Annotated in this window: 15 protein-coding genes; 6 read left to right on the top strand and 9 right to left on the bottom strand. The window is 46.0% G+C overall.

The features are described from left to right. Positions 1-41: 41 nt before the first annotated feature. Positions 42-680: a class I SAM-dependent methyltransferase gene (locus AB4Y93_RS03055; RefSeq protein ID WP_441888816.1), complete on the bottom strand. Its 639-nt coding sequence runs from the start codon at positions 678-680 to the stop codon at positions 42-44. Between the two features lie 133 nt (positions 681-813). Here AB4Y93_RS03055 and AB4Y93_RS03050 point away from each other — a divergent pair, with 133 nt between their 5' ends. Genes AB4Y93_RS03050 through AB4Y93_RS03040 form a run of 3 tightly spaced genes read left to right on the top strand, consistent with a single transcriptional unit; the run spans position 814 to position 2,224 of the window. Next, positions 814-1,266, top strand: a complete 453-nt coding sequence (locus AB4Y93_RS03050; protein ID WP_441888814.1) for a hypothetical protein — start codon at positions 814-816, stop codon at positions 1,264-1,266. A 22-nt stretch (positions 1,267-1,288) separates the two neighbouring features. Then, the gene (locus AB4Y93_RS03045) at positions 1,289-1,735 is read left to right on the top strand and encodes a hypothetical protein (RefSeq protein ID WP_336772928.1); all 447 of its coding nucleotides are present in this window, start codon (positions 1,289-1,291) and stop codon (positions 1,733-1,735) included. A gap of 30 nt (positions 1,736-1,765) precedes the next feature. Continuing rightward, the gene (locus tag AB4Y93_RS03040) at positions 1,766-2,224 is read left to right on the top strand and encodes a hypothetical protein (RefSeq protein ID WP_336772929.1); all 459 of its coding nucleotides are present in this window, start codon (positions 1,766-1,768) and stop codon (positions 2,222-2,224) included. A 58-nt stretch (positions 2,225-2,282) separates the two neighbouring features. Here the strand turns inward: AB4Y93_RS03040 and AB4Y93_RS03035 are convergent, their stop codons facing one another. The 5 genes from AB4Y93_RS03035 to AB4Y93_RS03015 are packed head-to-tail and all read right to left on the bottom strand — an operon-like array spanning position 2,283 to position 8,411. Further along, positions 2,283-3,518: a sialidase family protein gene (locus tag AB4Y93_RS03035; RefSeq protein ID WP_441888811.1), complete on the bottom strand. Its 1,236-nt coding sequence runs from the start codon at positions 3,516-3,518 to the stop codon at positions 2,283-2,285. Positions 3,519-3,543: 25 nt separating this feature from the next. Beyond that, positions 3,544-4,911, bottom strand: coding sequence for a glycosyltransferase family 4 protein (locus tag AB4Y93_RS03030; protein ID WP_441888809.1), 1,368 nt, complete (start codon positions 4,909-4,911; stop codon positions 3,544-3,546). Continuing rightward, positions 4,908-6,128 carry a glycosyltransferase family 4 protein gene (locus AB4Y93_RS03025; RefSeq protein WP_441888807.1) on the bottom strand — a complete coding sequence of 407 codons (1,221 nt, stop codon included), beginning with the start codon at positions 6,126-6,128 and terminating at the stop codon, positions 4,908-4,910. Before AB4Y93_RS03025 ends, AB4Y93_RS03030 begins: the two co-directional genes overlap by 4 nt. An 18-nt stretch (positions 6,129-6,146) precedes the next feature. Further along, entirely contained in the window at positions 6,147-7,124 is a 978-nt protein-coding gene (locus tag AB4Y93_RS03020) for an NAD-dependent epimerase/dehydratase family protein (RefSeq protein WP_441888805.1), read from the bottom strand. 12 nt (positions 7,125-7,136) lie between these two features. Further along, on the bottom strand, positions 7,137-8,411 hold the full coding sequence (locus tag AB4Y93_RS03015) for a nucleotide sugar dehydrogenase (protein WP_441888803.1): 1,275 nt from the start codon (positions 8,409-8,411) through the stop codon (positions 7,137-7,139). 288 nt (positions 8,412-8,699) lie between these two features. Between AB4Y93_RS03015 and AB4Y93_RS03010 the strand changes: the two genes are divergently transcribed. The 3 genes from AB4Y93_RS03010 (at position 8,700) to AB4Y93_RS03000 (ending at position 12,720) form a co-directional block, all read left to right on the top strand. Beyond that, a complete protein-coding gene (locus AB4Y93_RS03010; RefSeq protein ID WP_441888801.1) occupies positions 8,700-10,073 on the top strand; it encodes a glycosyltransferase family 4 protein in 1,374 nt (457 codons plus the stop codon). Further along, a complete protein-coding gene (locus AB4Y93_RS03005) occupies positions 9,992-10,339 on the top strand; it encodes a hypothetical protein (RefSeq protein WP_441888799.1) in 348 nt (115 codons plus the stop codon). Before AB4Y93_RS03010 ends, AB4Y93_RS03005 begins: the two co-directional genes overlap by 82 nt. Positions 10,340-11,919: 1,580 nt before the next feature. Beyond that, the gene (locus AB4Y93_RS03000; protein ID WP_441888797.1) at positions 11,920-12,720 is read left to right on the top strand and encodes a histidine phosphatase family protein; all 801 of its coding nucleotides are present in this window, start codon (positions 11,920-11,922) and stop codon (positions 12,718-12,720) included. A 314-nt stretch (positions 12,721-13,034) separates the two neighbouring features. On the opposite strand, the gene AB4Y93_RS02995 is transcribed toward AB4Y93_RS03000, so the two are convergent. The 3 genes from AB4Y93_RS02995 to AB4Y93_RS02985 are packed head-to-tail and all read right to left on the bottom strand — an operon-like array spanning position 13,035 to position 14,691. After that, positions 13,035-13,418, bottom strand: a complete 384-nt coding sequence (locus AB4Y93_RS02995; protein ID WP_441888795.1) for a DUF302 domain-containing protein — start codon at positions 13,416-13,418, stop codon at positions 13,035-13,037. A gap of 57 nt (positions 13,419-13,475) precedes the next feature. Then, positions 13,476-14,180 (bottom strand): VIT1/CCC1 transporter family protein, encoded by a 705-nt coding sequence (locus AB4Y93_RS02990; protein ID WP_441888793.1) that lies wholly within the window; start codon positions 14,178-14,180, stop codon positions 13,476-13,478. Positions 14,181-14,217: 37 nt separating this feature from the next. Continuing rightward, the gene (locus tag AB4Y93_RS02985) at positions 14,218-14,691 is read right to left on the bottom strand and encodes a DUF2231 domain-containing protein (protein WP_441888791.1); all 474 of its coding nucleotides are present in this window, start codon (positions 14,689-14,691) and stop codon (positions 14,218-14,220) included. Positions 14,692-14,735 lie beyond the last annotated feature (44 nt).

Below are 14,735 nucleotides of genomic sequence, written 5' to 3'. Positions count from 1 at the left end.
CACTGCAGCCAGTGGCATATTAGCTTTCTCCATCATTTTTTTCACTTGGTGGCCACATAAATGATTGTAAATCCATCGTCCCTCCCGGGCACAATCTCGTACGTTTCGTTGTCTTGCGTTACGGCCTGCTGGATATGAAAGCCATGCTTGACAAGCAGGCTGCGTAACTCTTCAGGACGATAGTGACGATAATGATGAGGGTTTACGCCATGCAAAAAGTAGGGGTTCTTTAAATGAGGAATAACGTTCTCGTTAGGTGCCGAAATAAGCAGCACCCCGCCTTTATTCAAGCATTGATACAATTTCCGGATAAATGACTGGTCATCCTTCATATGTTCGACCGTCTCAAAACAGATAATGACATCATAGCTTGGCAGCGGGAGTTCCTCGTGAAAGGAACCCGATAAATCAGTTTGACAATAAACGGTTTTGTGGGAGAAGAAGTGATGAACCGCCCAATCTAATCCGTGCTCAGACTTATCCACCCCGACAGCTAATGTACAAGCAGAATGGGCGGCCATATAATGCGTTCCAAAACCTGAACCGCAGGCTGCATCGAGCAAAATATCACCAGGGCGGATAAAGTGTACCGCATATTGATAGCGAAAGTAATGATCCGGCATGGCATCGTCTACTGACGTTGCATACATGCGTTCCATCTTCGCAATTTCGTCATCCATTTTATCGACTCCAGTAACTATAAAATCAAATCTGTTCCGCATAACAGATATTTACCAGGGGATATCTGTACATTGCAATCTACTAAATCAATGAATCTAATATATGAAAAGCAGAAACGAGGAGGAGATCAGCTTGAGCGACTGGATAGATTTTTCTGCGCAGGAGGTTTCTGTCGGAACGGGATCGCTGCCATTGTCAATAGCTACGGGTACCGAGATTTTGCTTACTTCTATCTTTCTTCCTATTGCGGATCATCAAACCCGGATTAACGGTTATGCAACAATCGGTTGGGAAACTCCTCTGTTACAGAACACGCAGCATATCAACATGATTTTTCGAATTCGCCGTGGCGGGTTTACATCGGCCCATAAGTTAATTTGCTGGGTCGTCGATTCCGTCTCCCTAGGCCATGACGTTCCCATATTAATGATAGATAAGACTTTATCTTTGCAGTTCACCGATCTGCCAAGTTCAGAGAACATTGGAACCTATCAACAATACTGCCTGACAGCAGAGCTCGCGGGTACGGGCATGGCAACAATCTCCGGGCCGGTCACGCTTATCGGCGGAACGTTTAACCTATAACAAGAGGAGGGCAACAAAAACGATGGCTATTCAAGATTCCGCTTCAATAAGAGTACTGCCGGGCACTCATTCCCTCCCGCTTCCTATCTCTTTCGGTACAGAAACCTTGCTCACATCCCTATTTCTGAAAAGCTCTAGCCCTGACAGCAAAATCTTTATCGAAGCATCCGTCTGCTGGAGAGCCGAAGCGTCTCAGCTGCCCATTGTGCCGAAGATCATACTCCGGCTAAGACGAGGCGGCGTTACTCCGGCTTTCCCCGAAGTCTCCCAAATCGCTGACTCCTGCTACTGGAGCAGCAACACATCCCCAACCTCTGCCACAACCGACTTTTATCACGTGGAATCTCCCGAACCAGGAACAGACGGATTATATCAGTCCTATTATCTGACGGCAGAATCAGCCGGCATCGGCAGGATTACGGTAATGGGGCCGATCGTACTAAAGGGAACGACAATCGGATATTCCTGATGATTTTGCTTTTTGAAAGGAGGTGATAGCATGACTGTTACAATTGTAGATTACCAATATCAAGAAGTTGCCGCCGGAACGGGTTCTCTTCCGTTTACCATCTCTCCGGGTACCGAATACTTGTTGACCTCCGTTTTCCTCCAAATCAACAACATCAATAACCGGATTGAAATCAAAGCATCGATTGGCTGGGAAGCACAGCTGCTGCTGCTCAATATTGTTCCAAAGCTGCTCTTCCGCATCCGGCGCGGCGGCATCGCTGCTCCTGCTCCAGTAGTGTACCAGACAATGGATTCTGCCTTTATCGGAACAGTACAAGAAGGCCCATGGGTAGCGCTTGATTTCACGACGGCCTTCCAGCATACGGAAACGGCATCGGCTGGTCTGGTTGGTACCTTCCAGCAATATTCCCTCACCGTTGAACATGTTGGACAAAACTCGGTTACCTTAACCGGCCCCGTGCATCTTGACGGAACTGTCTATCTGTAAGTAGGCAACAATGAGGTGGTTGGTTAGCTGGATTCCGGCTAACCAACCGCTTCTTTGTTTACCGGTCCTCGAAAATATTCTGCGATCCGGTTCTCGTATCCATCCATACAATGAAAGTTGTCCCTGCCGCGTTGATTTCCAGGTCGTTATAATCGCCAATCGACGGTGTAGGTTCGCCAATCGACGGGTCTGCGTTTGGATCAAAGGAGACGCTGGTAATCCGGCGGTTAGGCAGAAACGTATTGCCGGCATCATTCGACTCGGTCAAATACACATCAAGGAGATTATTGGTTACGCGGTTCGTATAGTACATAGCCTTGAATGCGCCGGTGTCGCGGGAAACCGTCGCATTGGGCAGAAAGTTCTGCGTACCGGCTGGGCTGTCATCAATCTGCTTGGCGGCTGACCAGGTATTGCCCCTGTCCGTCGAACGCGACATAAAGATATGCGCGCTGCCCGTACGGTTATCTTGCCAGACGGCATAGACGATACCTTGACCGTTAAACGGCGAAATATCCGTCGCCATATAAGCAATGGTCAAGACGCGGAAACCAAAGGTTGGAACCGGCAGAGGAGTCGGTACGAGGCTGACCGTGGACACGATTACGATTGGCCCAAAGGTTACTCCCCCATCCAGCGATCTCCGCATTAAAAATTCCGGCGTTCCTGGCCCGTATTGCATCCAACCGACATACACATCGCCTTGCGGTCCGATCGCAATCGTTGATCCAAAGCTTGTTACGCCTTGCACCTGATTCGTCAGCAGAATTGGCGGAGACCAGGTCAGTCCTTGATCCAGGGATCGCTGGAACAGGGTTTCCGACTGCGTAAAATTGTTAAAGTACCGGGTATACGCGACGTACGCTTGCCCCAGATAAGGGCTGCCATTCGCCGTATCAATGGCAAGCGCCGGTTTATCATTATAAACGGCCGTCCCGAAGCCCTGATTGACAATGACGGGAGTAGAGAACGAAGCCCCATTGTCGGTTGAACGATAAACGATAATCGAGGAGTTTTGCACAGGGTTTACAGTGAGCGCGGTAGCGGCGACCAGAAAGGTTTGAGCATAACCAAAAGCGGCTACGCCATCTCCCGAGGCGTCAAATCCCGGTGGAGGTGAAAGTAAGGTTTGAGCATACGATACCCCTGCGTTAATCGAACGGTAGACCGTTGTCATGTTATTGCCCGAACGCAAATCATTTGTCGTTACCAAGATGGTGGATTGGTCAAGAGTATTAAGCGCAATGGACGGCTCCTGCTGAGGCCCTGAAGGGGTAATTTGTTGGTTTGCCATCTCTGACTTCACTCCTTTTTAAAATTTATTGGGGCTCGTTGGCTTGGAACAAGATCGAACCAACGATATGGTCGTCTACGATCGAAAAAGACTTAGGAATGTCCATCTGATAGGCATTCCGGAAATAGGTGCATATCTTAGAACCATGGTGACCGGGATGCTTAGGCGGATGCGATGCCTTGCGGGTATGCTGATTGTTCCTGAGAAGTTCATACAGCTTTTCGATTCGTTCTGCCATAGCGGGGAGCGACCATTGATTCAAGCCCCAGTTGTGTCCGTTCTTGGCTAATCGGTTACGAAGCGGCTTGTTCTCGATCAGCAATTGCAGGCAGCGCGACAGTTCGCCGCTATCCCCGGCTCTTGCCATCAGACCGGTCTGACCGTGCTGAACCATTTCCGGAATACCTCCGGCATCCGAAACGATTATCGGCTTGCCCGCGAGCTGAGCTTCCATTACGGCATACGGCTGGTTGTCATTCAGGCTTGGAAGGACGATGATATCCGATTGCCGCATTAACGCAGGCACATCATTCCTGCTTCCTGCAAATACAACGTAAGGCGATAAGCCAAGTTGAAGTGCTTTGGCTTCCAGCTCTTCCCGGAGATTGCCGTCGCCAACAAACAGGCATCTCCAATCGGTCCTGGATTGCTTGAGCAGATACAGGGCATCTAACAAGCTGCTGTGTCCTTTTACTTTATCCAGGCGGGCGGGACACAAAATATTGCAGTTTTCTTTCGGAAGTCTGAAAGAATTTCTCTCTTTGGTGCGCTGTAAAAAATGTTCGATGTTCATTCCGTAAGGAACCACTTCCATATGATCACCGGGCACCAGATAACTGCCAAGCGTCCGATGCAGCCAGTTGGTCGGTACGACGGCCAAATCACTTGAGGTTGCTCCATAATATTCTCTGGCGCAGGCATACTTCCAAATCGAATCGGATGGTGTTCGCCCTTCCAGAGAAACCCAGAAATCGGTTGCGAGGCACCCGTGTATTGTATTGATCAAAGGAACACCCTCCGGCTTGATTTGCCATAAGGCACGCGAGGAAATCACATCTTGTGCGTGGATGATATTATAGCTCTGGAGGCCCAAATACGAGGCCGCCAGCGCATAAGAGCAAAACTCGGTTTCCTGGTCGACGATCCAAGGGTCAATTGGAATCTGCTGCGAGGCATACACCGCTCTTATTTCTTTTTCTATCAATTGTCTAAACAACTTTTTCTCAACTCTGCGGCCGGTATTCACGATATAGTAGCTGTTCTCGTCTGGATGTCTCGCTAATATATCTACTTCATGGCCTAGCTTCTCCAAACTGGCTTTCAGATCCTGTATATATACCCATACCCCGCCTACATGCGGAATCAGCCAATACGTTGCAATAAGAATTTTCATAAGCTGTCAGCACGCTTTGCAGCTATGGTTTTCTCGTAAAGAAGAATCGTCCGGTTAATCATCGTTCGTAATGACCAATTGCGAAGGCCTTGATATCTGGCTTGATTAGCCAATTTCTTTCTTTGGTCTTCATCGCTAAGCAGCTGGTTTAAGCCCCTGCATAACAGATTCGCCTTCCCGCTTGGAAAAAGCACACCCGTCTTTCCGTTGTCAATCATTTCGGGTATTCCCCCTGTGTCCGAAGCAATGATGGGTTTTCCAGCCGCCTGCGCTTCCATTACAGCAAACGGCAAATTGTCATGAATACTTGGCAGAACAATCAGATCCGCTTCCTGCAGCAGCAACGCCATGTTATTTTGGTGACCAAGAAAGCTTACCTGTTGACCTAACCCTAACTGGCTTACTATTTGTTCTAACTGCTCGCGCATGGGACCGTCCCCCGCCAACCAGCAAATCCAATCCGAACGGGATTCCTTCAACATAGACAAAGCTTGCAGCAGCACTTGATGACCCTTCACAGGATCGAGACGCGCAGGACATAGAATTAACTTTAAGCCGTTTTTATTAAAGGCAGGCGTATAAAGGGCAGTTTGATGGAGGAATTTCAATGTATCGAAGCCATAAGGAATAACGGCTGCTGAGGAATTTGTTCGGCCTGGTTTTACGTCATACTGCCGCTTAAGCCATCCAGAAGGAAAGATAATCTGGTCTGCTGCTAATCTTCCGTAATGATCAAGTGCTTTCGCCCATTCCCAGGATAAGGAGCGCTTCGAGACAACACCCTGATACTTCCATTCCGCTGCAAGATCTCCGTGAAGAGTTAATAGCAGCGGGATATTCGGCAGTTTCACTTCATAGGCGCCTATCGCGGATATGACATCCTGGGCGTGGATGAGATCATAATCTTCCAATCTGAAATGGGATAACGCTTGACGGAAAGCGATGCGCTCGCTTTCCATATCAGCCAGCCAGGCGTCATAGGCATGCATTTTTATATTGTATCGCCTACCGGTATTCTGCTTCACCGCTTCCGAAATCAACGGTTTATCGATGGTTTTCCCCTTGTCTACCATGTGGTATTTCATTCCCGTTTCGTTGTGGGAGATAATGTCCACTTCATGTCCAAGGTCTTCGAGTCCCTTCCTTAATGCCAGCGTATACGTGGAAACTCCGCCGGAATAAGGAATACACCAATAGGAAACAAGTGCAATCTTCATTCCGCTTCCCTCCTCCGACTAGACCGTCTCTAAGCTGAGACGCTCACGGTACCATTCAATTGTTTTATTAAGTCCTTGTTCCAAAGAAACGGAGGGCTTATAGCCAAGTATAGTCTCTGCCCGAGTCAGATCGGGCTCGCGGGCCGGCATATCCTCATAACCCGGACCATAAGCCTCCGCATAGGATTTGAGTATAACCGGCGACGTAGAACGGCTCAGCTGAATAATCAGCTGCGCAAGCTGAATGATCGTCACGGAATGAGTCGAACCGACATTAAATGCCAGACCATCCGTCTCCGGACTAAGCGCCGCGACCGTTCCGCTTACAGTATCGTCCACAAAAGTGAAGCATCTCCGCTGCGTACCGTTCCCGTATACCTCAAGAGGTTCTCCTTTTATTGCGGCGGTAATAAATCTGGCTACGACCCCGCCATATTGCGAGTTTGTTTGCCTAGGTCCGTAAGCATTGAAATAACGAAGCACCGTCACCGGAAGTCCTTTCGCTGCATACGCAAAGCACATATGCTCGTCGATGGATTTGGCTGTCGCATAACTCCAGCGATGAATGGAAGGCGCACCGTAAACGCGGTCAGACATCTCGTTAAACGGCAACCTCTCATTTTTCCCGTAAATCTCCGAGGTTGATGCAAATATAACTTTGGTGCGGCTCGGATATGCCAGTTCAAGAATATTGCGGGTCCCGTCAATGTTGCCTTCAATGACCTTAATTGGATCTTCTACCGTATTTTTCACTCCAAGCACAGCTGCTAGATGATAGACCGTATCTACATGACCCATGCATTTCTTCACTAGCTTCCGGTCCAGTACCGACCCTTCAATAAGACTATGACGAGGATGATTGGACAAGTGAGCGAGAAACTCTGGTCTTCCGTTCGAGAAGTCGTCCAACGTCCAGACGGTATGCCCTGCCACCAATAAGCTTTCCACAAGATGAGAGCCAATGAACCCTGCCCCGCCTGTTACTAATATCTTCAAGAAATTCCCTCCTTAAATTAGGATAACGTTATTCCGGTCCGCAAGTTTGCCGGTTGCATTCCTCGTATCCAAGACAATAGGTGTATGAGCGACAATAAGCTCGTATGGAATATTGGAATGATCCGTCAGAATGACGGTGAGATCGTAATTTTTCATATTCCGTGCAGTAAGCGGAAGCGAATGGAGAGTTGTTTCACCAATTTGCAGTTCGTTTACGTAAGGGTCGAAAAAGCCGACATGGACGCCTTCCTGCAGCAATTGTTGAATAATAGGCAATGCTATGGATTCGCGCATATCATTAACATCTTTTTTATACGTGACGCCAATAATCAGCACGCTGCTGCCCTTCAACTCTTTTGGCCTCAAGATTTTGGAAACTCTCCCAACAATATAAGCGGGCATACTCTCGTTTACTTGCGAGCTAAGCTCGATGAAGGGCATGTCGATCTGATGCTCTCTCGCTTTCCAGAGCAAATACAAAGGATCAACCGGTATACAATGTCCGCCAACTCCCGGACCGGGATAATATTTAGTAAATCCAAACGGCTTTGTCCCTGCTGCTTCAATAACTTCCCAAAGATTGATATCCAGCTCTTCGCACAGCTTAAGAAGACTGTTCATAAAAGAAATGTTCAAGAATCGCTGACAATTTTCCAGCAGCTTCGTCATCTCTGCGGCACGAGGTGAAGATACGACAACTACCTTCTCAAATGCGGTACCATAGACTTCTTTGGCATACGAGGTACTTGCCGGATTCACTCCGCCTACTACCTTCGGAATTTGCGACAGTTCCCAATGCGATCCTGGATCGATCCGTTCCGGCGAATAAGCAAACAGAAGATCCTTCCCGACCTCGAGTCCCGTGGTCTCCAGAAGCGGCTTTAAGACTTCCTCGCTAGTCCCCGGGAAGGTGGAGCTTTCAAGGGCGACAATCTGGCCTCTTCGTAAATGAGGAAGTATGCAGCGTGTGGCGTTTATCACAAATCTCAAATCCGGCTGCATATGTTCGTCAAGTGGCGTCGGAACACACAGAATAATAGCATCGGCCTTCTCTATGACTTCAAACGAATGGCTGACATGAAAGTTTTTTCCGCTGAAGAGCTCTCTAATATCGTTTCTCTTATAGTCGGATAAATAGGATTGACGTTTCTGCAACATTTGAATCTTGCGAATATCGGTATCAATTCCGTATACCGTATTCCCTTTCTCTACGAACAACTTCGCGAGCGGCAATCCGACATACCCCAGGCCGATTATGGCGATTTTATATTTAAGGGCAAGCTCCATCTCTTTCAACTCCTTCAATTCATCTTCTAGCATAATACGCAAATGAATCAGAGTCGCATTGGATTAACGTCTAAAGGCTATGAAAATAGTAGTTTATCCCGAACTTATGGACTAAAAGAGATAAATGCCATGCTTTAGCGGTTATTGTTGGAAATTTATCTTTTTTAAAGGGCTATGTAATAGGGAGATGCCCGTCCGGAAATACGGCTGAAATAGGTTCGTGTACGTTAACAATACTTTGGTTGAATCATATACTAATGGGACGACGGACCAATCGGAGGACAAAACATGCGAATATTAATCGCTTGCATGTGGGCACTGCCGCATGCCGGCGGCGTAAATACCTATGTCAATCAACTGGTCAAGGGATTACAAGGTGCCGGACATGAAGTTGATATATTTTCCTCAACACCGGATGCGCAAGGCTTCTATATTCCAAGCAGAAATTTATCGATAGAGAAAAGTCGGCTTGCTCCTCTCATTGCACACCAAACGGAACTTTATTTGAATCAACTGCTGCCGGGGATCGATCCTTGGATCAAACAAGCAGAGGTTGATAGATTGTGCATGGAAGCAGCCGCTTTGTATTTTGGATTGGCCGAATACGATGTCATACACGCGCAGGACATCGTAAGCGCACACGCGATTTCCCGCGTTAAGCCTGCACATATCCCCCTTGTTACCACCATTCATGGCTGTCTTACAAAGGAATGGTTTGTTAAATTGAAAGAAATGGGCATGACTGACCAAAATATAGGCTCTCCCTTGTGGTACTATTCGTCCTTACGGGAGTATCTTGGCGCAACGGTTAGTGATGTAACGATTTCTCCTTCGCTTTGGTTAAAAAACGAACTGGTCAATGACTTTGCTGTTCCCGAAGAACACGTGACGGTCAGTCATTATGGGATAGATATCGCTGAATTTCAGAATAAAATGCTTAGAGAACCAAAGACGATTAAACCCCTGGCGGAGAAAGTATTTATATGCCCCGCCCGCTTCGATATCGTAAAAGGACATTCCACTCTCATTCATGCCTTAGCCAAACTAAAGGAACAACGCTCTGACTGGGTTTGCTGGCTGGTCGGAGACGGTTTCCTTCGCGATGAATTAATTCAACTGACCAATCAGCTTGGTCTGGCAAATCATATTCTCTTCTGGGGACACCGGGAGGACGTGCCCGAAATGATGCAGCAAGCTGATTTTGTCGTTCTGCCCAGCATGCAGGACAATCAGCCATTTGCGATCATTGAAGCTCAAATTGCAGGTAAACCAGTCATCACTTCTGATGCCGGAGGCATTCCGGAAATGGTTATCCACCTTCAAAACGGGCTGGTATCTCGTTTGGGAGACCCTGATCAGCTCTATTTATGCCTTCGAACAGCCCTGGAAGAGCCGGAGCTATTAAGCGTGATGGCCGACCAGGCGAAAGCGTGGGGGCATCATCATTGGTCATTGTCTACGATGATCTCACGGGTTCTGGAGCTGTACGAGTCCGCCCGGAGTAAACATACGGAGGAACGTCTAGCCTTAGAGGCTCAATCTGGGGAACAAGTCATAACACTGCCGGAGGAGGACCACAAATGGGTTACACCAAGAAAGAGAAAACCGTCAGCTCGAAAAACAAAAAAGTATCAAAAAAAAATAAAAGGCTTAAGAAAATAAAAACGGCAAAAAAAAAATCTCCGCCATTACGGAAACGAAGAAAAAAGCAAGTACCGGCTGCTGTTGAAACGCTAAACCTCGCGCCTCTCTTTGCCTCGCCGATTGATCCAGGCTTTATCCTTTCAAAAACGGATGAAGAGGTTTGGAGACGTATTCTGGAAGCTCAGCCCAAAGGCTACGTCCTCCCCGACAGATTTACCTTTCAAAGGCTTAAGCAAATCATTACGCCGGTATCACCCCCACCGGAGGAAACGATGACGCAATGAAAAAGAGCAGGCCGTTAGAATAAACAGCCTGCTCAGCATGTTGAACGAGCAGAGACGTTCTACCCTGGCTACGATACTATCGGCCGACTCGTAATGAATAATACCATCTAGTTTTTTTCGATTTCATTCACACGCCGATAAAATGTAGTTCTACTCATTCCAAGATTTTTCATTGCGGTTGATGCAGTGATCGATCTGCTCTTCCATTCATGATAAGTCTGGATAAATGCTTCTGTAATCTCCTGAAGTGGCCGTCCAAACTTAATACCCTCAGCTCGTGCAATAGCTATTCCATCTGCTTGTCGTAGGTGATTGTTCTTTCTTTTTCAGCCAAATAAGCTAGTAAACTAAGAAGCTGATCCTCCATAACTTTCCCGAAGTACCCATCGAACGAAATTTGCTAGAATCAAACAATGCCTCATTACCCAAAAAAATAATATCTGCTCCGAGCTTACGGGTGATATACTTCCATTCCGCAATAATTCCCTCATACTTTCTCCCTAGACGATCTAAGAAATCCAAGTAGATAAGATCACCAGCCCGAATCATAATCTCATAGCCTGGTATCTTGGCCGGTTAAAATCTCCCCACTCTGTTTCTCAACAAATATGTATCGCTAATGAATCCCTAATTCTCGAAATTTCTGTATCTGCCGTTCTGGATTCTGGTTCTGAGGATATACGAGCATATGCCAATTTCATTGCTTCTCCCCCAGCATAGATTGTTTTACTCCATATTTTAACGGAAATTCCAAATCCAGTTTAATAGTTTTTTGAACATTCGAGCGCTTTCCTATATCTCAAATAGCATGCTTTTGGGGACAAATAAAAGGCAGCCGAGAACACTCAGCTGCCGACCAATACTAAATTAAGTTATTTAATCGGTGGTAAAATTAGGATCCTAGAGAACACTCAAGATAATACATAACGATAAGTGAAAAAACACAGATGAACAGTTTTCACAAATTGAATTGACCGCTTCATCCAGATGAAGGATCAGTAATAAATTGAAGTAAACTCCCGTTCGCTTAATAAGACTGTGGCAAATTTTGTTGTCTTCAGTGACCAAAGAAGGGTCTTGTCGGGAATGTTACAAAGTTCTTCTCACCTATCGGGAATGTTATCAAGTTCTTGTCATTTCATTTTGACAAGAACTTGATAACATAAAACAAAAAAGCCGCAGTATATGCGACTCTCAATGTTACCATGTTCTTGTCACCCGACAGAAAAGGTATTCCTGACTGACATCACCTACCTACGTATAAGGACCTCTCTTGTTGATGCGGTGTCTGGTCAGAGAAGATCGTGACGATGTTCCTGAACTGGGTTCCTCCTTCCGCATCATGACGGTATTGGCAACTGCAGAGTAAATACCCTTCTCTCTCCAGGTGCCAGAGATGGCAGGATTGTTCGGAAGCTGAGGAGTGAATCGAAGACATGTTCCGGCCAAGTAACCGTTACCCGATTGGGGATCATAATTCCTTGTGCTGTATCAGACGGTACCGTAAACTCGAAATTAACCCTTTCTATATCTTCTGGCGCAATGACTGGAATCGTGAGCTACTGTCCAGTCAATGAATCATGTACGACAACGCTGGTTTCGACAGCTGTTTTATTTGGATTTCAGAACAATCATTACAACTGTCTTTGCGTATATTATCTTTAAAAATTGAAAAACTACTTGATGGGATTCATAGAAAACTCGGAAAGGAACATCTTATGTACCCTAAAATAATGATCACGCTAGCTATTTCTGCCCTTGTTCTCCTATTTGCCGCTCCGGAAGTTGGTGCTCGCGAATCCGAAACAGGCAATATCACAGTAATACTCAATAATCTGAAAAAAGGAGGTTTCATTATATATTTTCGACATGGAGAGGCAACGATAGGTCAAGATCAATCTGAGGTGAACTTAAATGATTGCCTAACACAGAGGAATTTAAGTAATCTTGGCAAGGAACAAGCCTTGGCAATCGGAGAAGTGTTTAAGAAAAACCCCTTTCCTATTCATTTACCTGTTATATCTGACCCTTATTGTCGAGCAAAGGATACGGCTAACATTATTTTTGGCAAAAAAAATGTGGTCGTAGCCCCCATTTTAGCTTCCATTGAAAAATTAAAAATAGAAAGTTATCCAAATGAAAAGAAACAAAAAATTTTATCGGACTTAACCAAAATATTTGAAATTCCACCTACTCCTGATACAAACTCAATTATTGTCGCTCACACTTTCCCTCCTAAAGTAGGATTAGGTGAGATTCCAAACCTGGGGGCCGTTATAATAAAGCCAAAAGGATTGGGGAACGGTTATGAAGTTGTGGCGAGAATAACGCCTGAAGAATTAATAAACTGGTCAGATAAAGCCTACAGTGACTCACACTGAGGCCAGGTATCAACAACAAATAAGCTCGGACGTACAGATCGTCCCGGCTTATTTGTTCATACTATACGTTTTACGTTACTAATCATAAAGCTCTTATTGAATTCCGAACCGAACATAGAAATGTATCGAGGGCAAGCCGTTTAAAATGGCTGTTATTGTGTGAATAAAATAATTCATTTGAATCGCAATTCTGTGCCAAACAGGCAGCCGAATTTCAATCGATTAACGGAGTCGTGACCGATTTTTTTCGGCTCAATTAGATCATGTAATTCCGAAGTCCGAGATATTTGGGGTCTCTTCTAATAAAATGATAATCAAACACTCTTATCGACACAAGCGGTCAACCGCTTCTCGATATCGGAAGCAATACTCATCAAGGCTTCGTTTTCAACCAACTCAATCAAGGCCGTCGGTTTCGGCATGCCGATCCTAGTCGTTCCATTCTCTACATATACGGCCAATTTGCAAGGGAGAAAGTAACCGATCAGTGCATTCTCCGAAAGCACACGCTTGGCTTCAACCGGATTACAAACCTCTAAAATTTGATAAGACATATCAAATTCGACACCTTTCTCTCGCAGCTTTTCCTGCATATCGAGCTGCCACAGCACACCGAATTTCTCAGCCTTTAGATTTTCCGTCAGTGCCTCGACCGCTTCTTCATGTGTCTTTGTTGTTTCAACCGTATAATGGAACATTAAGTAATCGCCTCCATAATATATCCCAGAATTATCTGGTGATCCATGTGATGTTTTTCAGGCAATGAGTCTAGCTACCAAAAAGGCTGTGGCAGCAGCCAAGCCACCGACTAATGTGGTTTGAGCAGCACTCTTTAACGGTTTAGAGCCTGTGAATTTCCCCTTCACGTATCCGAAGACAAATAACGCTGTTAGTGTCGCTGCAACAGAAACCATTAGAGCCGTAACGTCGTGATGAATAATCATATATGGAAATAACGGAATGAACCCGCCTACGATGTAGGATAACCCGATTGTTATCGAACTATTGCGTGCCCTCTTTGGTTCAGGCTCTTCAAGTCCAAGCTCATGCTTCATCATGAAGGAAATCCAACGATCCGGATCGCTGCTAATTTGGTTGACGGCCGATTCAACGAGATCTTCTTGAAGCCCCCATTCCCGGAACACCTCGGCTACTTCTTCTCTTTCATAATCAGGAAGTTCGATGATCTCCCGCCGCTCTCTCTCTCGTTCATTCTCATAATGCTCTTGTTCGGTTCGAGCCGCTAGATACCCCCCTAAACCCATCGCTATCGAACCGGCTGCGATCTCTGCCAAGCCAGCAACAACAACAATTTGCGTCCCCGATACGGAACCCGAAAGACCAGCTGCAAGGGCAAAAGGAACCGTCAGTCCATCCGACATACCTATCACGATGTCTCTGATTAGAGCGGTCGCTGTAAAGTGTTTCTCGATATGATTGTTTTTTTTCGGATGGTTCAAATTGAAAGCCTCCTTGTGCATTTGCAGTTATTAGATACTAATCATGATTTCCTTTCGGAGGGTTTACCATTACGTCATTTACTTTTACACCTATACCGTCTTCATACACCATTTTTCCGCCATAATAGCCAGTACCCAAGACTAAACCGCATGAGACAATAGCAACTACAAAATATATAACGAGCGTCAGCTTAGCGAAGGATTGTTTGCCGCGAAGCAGCAATAAAAGTCTAACCACCACCATGATACTAACGACCCACGCCGTAATGTCCGCTAACGTACTGTGAGTTTCCAAGAAAGCAGTATTGGCTCTAGCGTCCTCTTCAGGACCAGTCGCCACGGAAAGCCATGCAGATAATGCAGCGCCAACCCAAATCCAAAGCCCTTGTTTCAATGGAAGAGACCCACGCCGAATAGATACGATGAGGTCATGTAGTACAGCGATAGTGATCAAAACGATTGGGAAATGGACAAGAATAGGATGTAAGTGATCAACAATTTCATTCAACAATGGAATTCCCCCTTGATTTTTGTACTAAACATAGCCATCATAGC

The sequence above is a fragment of the Paenibacillus sp. YAF4_2 genome (assembly GCF_052113225.1).
Taxonomy (GTDB): domain Bacteria; phylum Bacillota; class Bacilli; order Paenibacillales; family Paenibacillaceae; genus Pristimantibacillus.
Note: the sequence above shows the minus strand (reverse complement) of the source record. Positions and strands in the feature narration are given on the sequence as shown.

What these genes read in the sequence shown, in the direction of transcription:
- AB4Y93_RS03055 (WP_441888816.1), bottom strand. Translation starts at nt 680, where the DNA reads ATGGATGACGAAATTGCGAAGATGGAACGCATGTATGCAACGTCAGTA.
- AB4Y93_RS03045 (WP_336772928.1), top strand. Translation starts at nt 1,289, where the DNA reads ATGGCTATTCAAGATTCCGCTTCAATAAGAGTACTGCCGGGCACTCAT.
- AB4Y93_RS03040 (WP_336772929.1), top strand. Translation starts at nt 1,766, where the DNA reads ATGACTGTTACAATTGTAGATTACCAATATCAAGAAGTTGCCGCCGGA.
- AB4Y93_RS03035 (WP_441888811.1), bottom strand. Translation starts at nt 3,518, where the DNA reads ATGGCAAACCAACAAATTACCCCTTCAGGGCCTCAGCAGGAGCCGTCC.
- AB4Y93_RS03030 (WP_441888809.1), bottom strand. Translation starts at nt 4,911, where the DNA reads ATGAAAATTCTTATTGCAACGTATTGGCTGATTCCGCATGTAGGCGGG.
- AB4Y93_RS03025 (WP_441888807.1), bottom strand. Translation starts at nt 6,128, where the DNA reads ATGAAGATTGCACTTGTTTCCTATTGGTGTATTCCTTATTCCGGCGGA.
- AB4Y93_RS03015 (WP_441888803.1), bottom strand. Translation starts at nt 8,411, where the DNA reads ATGGAGCTTGCCCTTAAATATAAAATCGCCATAATCGGCCTGGGGTAT.
- AB4Y93_RS03010 (WP_441888801.1), top strand. Translation starts at nt 8,700, where the DNA reads ATGCGAATATTAATCGCTTGCATGTGGGCACTGCCGCATGCCGGCGGC.
- AB4Y93_RS03005 (WP_441888799.1), top strand. Translation starts at nt 9,992, where the DNA reads ATGGGTTACACCAAGAAAGAGAAAACCGTCAGCTCGAAAAACAAAAAA.
- AB4Y93_RS03000 (WP_441888797.1), top strand. Translation starts at nt 11,920, where the DNA reads ATGTACGACAACGCTGGTTTCGACAGCTGTTTTATTTGGATTTCAGAA.
- AB4Y93_RS02995 (WP_441888795.1), bottom strand. Translation starts at nt 13,418, where the DNA reads ATGTTCCATTATACGGTTGAAACAACAAAGACACATGAAGAAGCGGTC.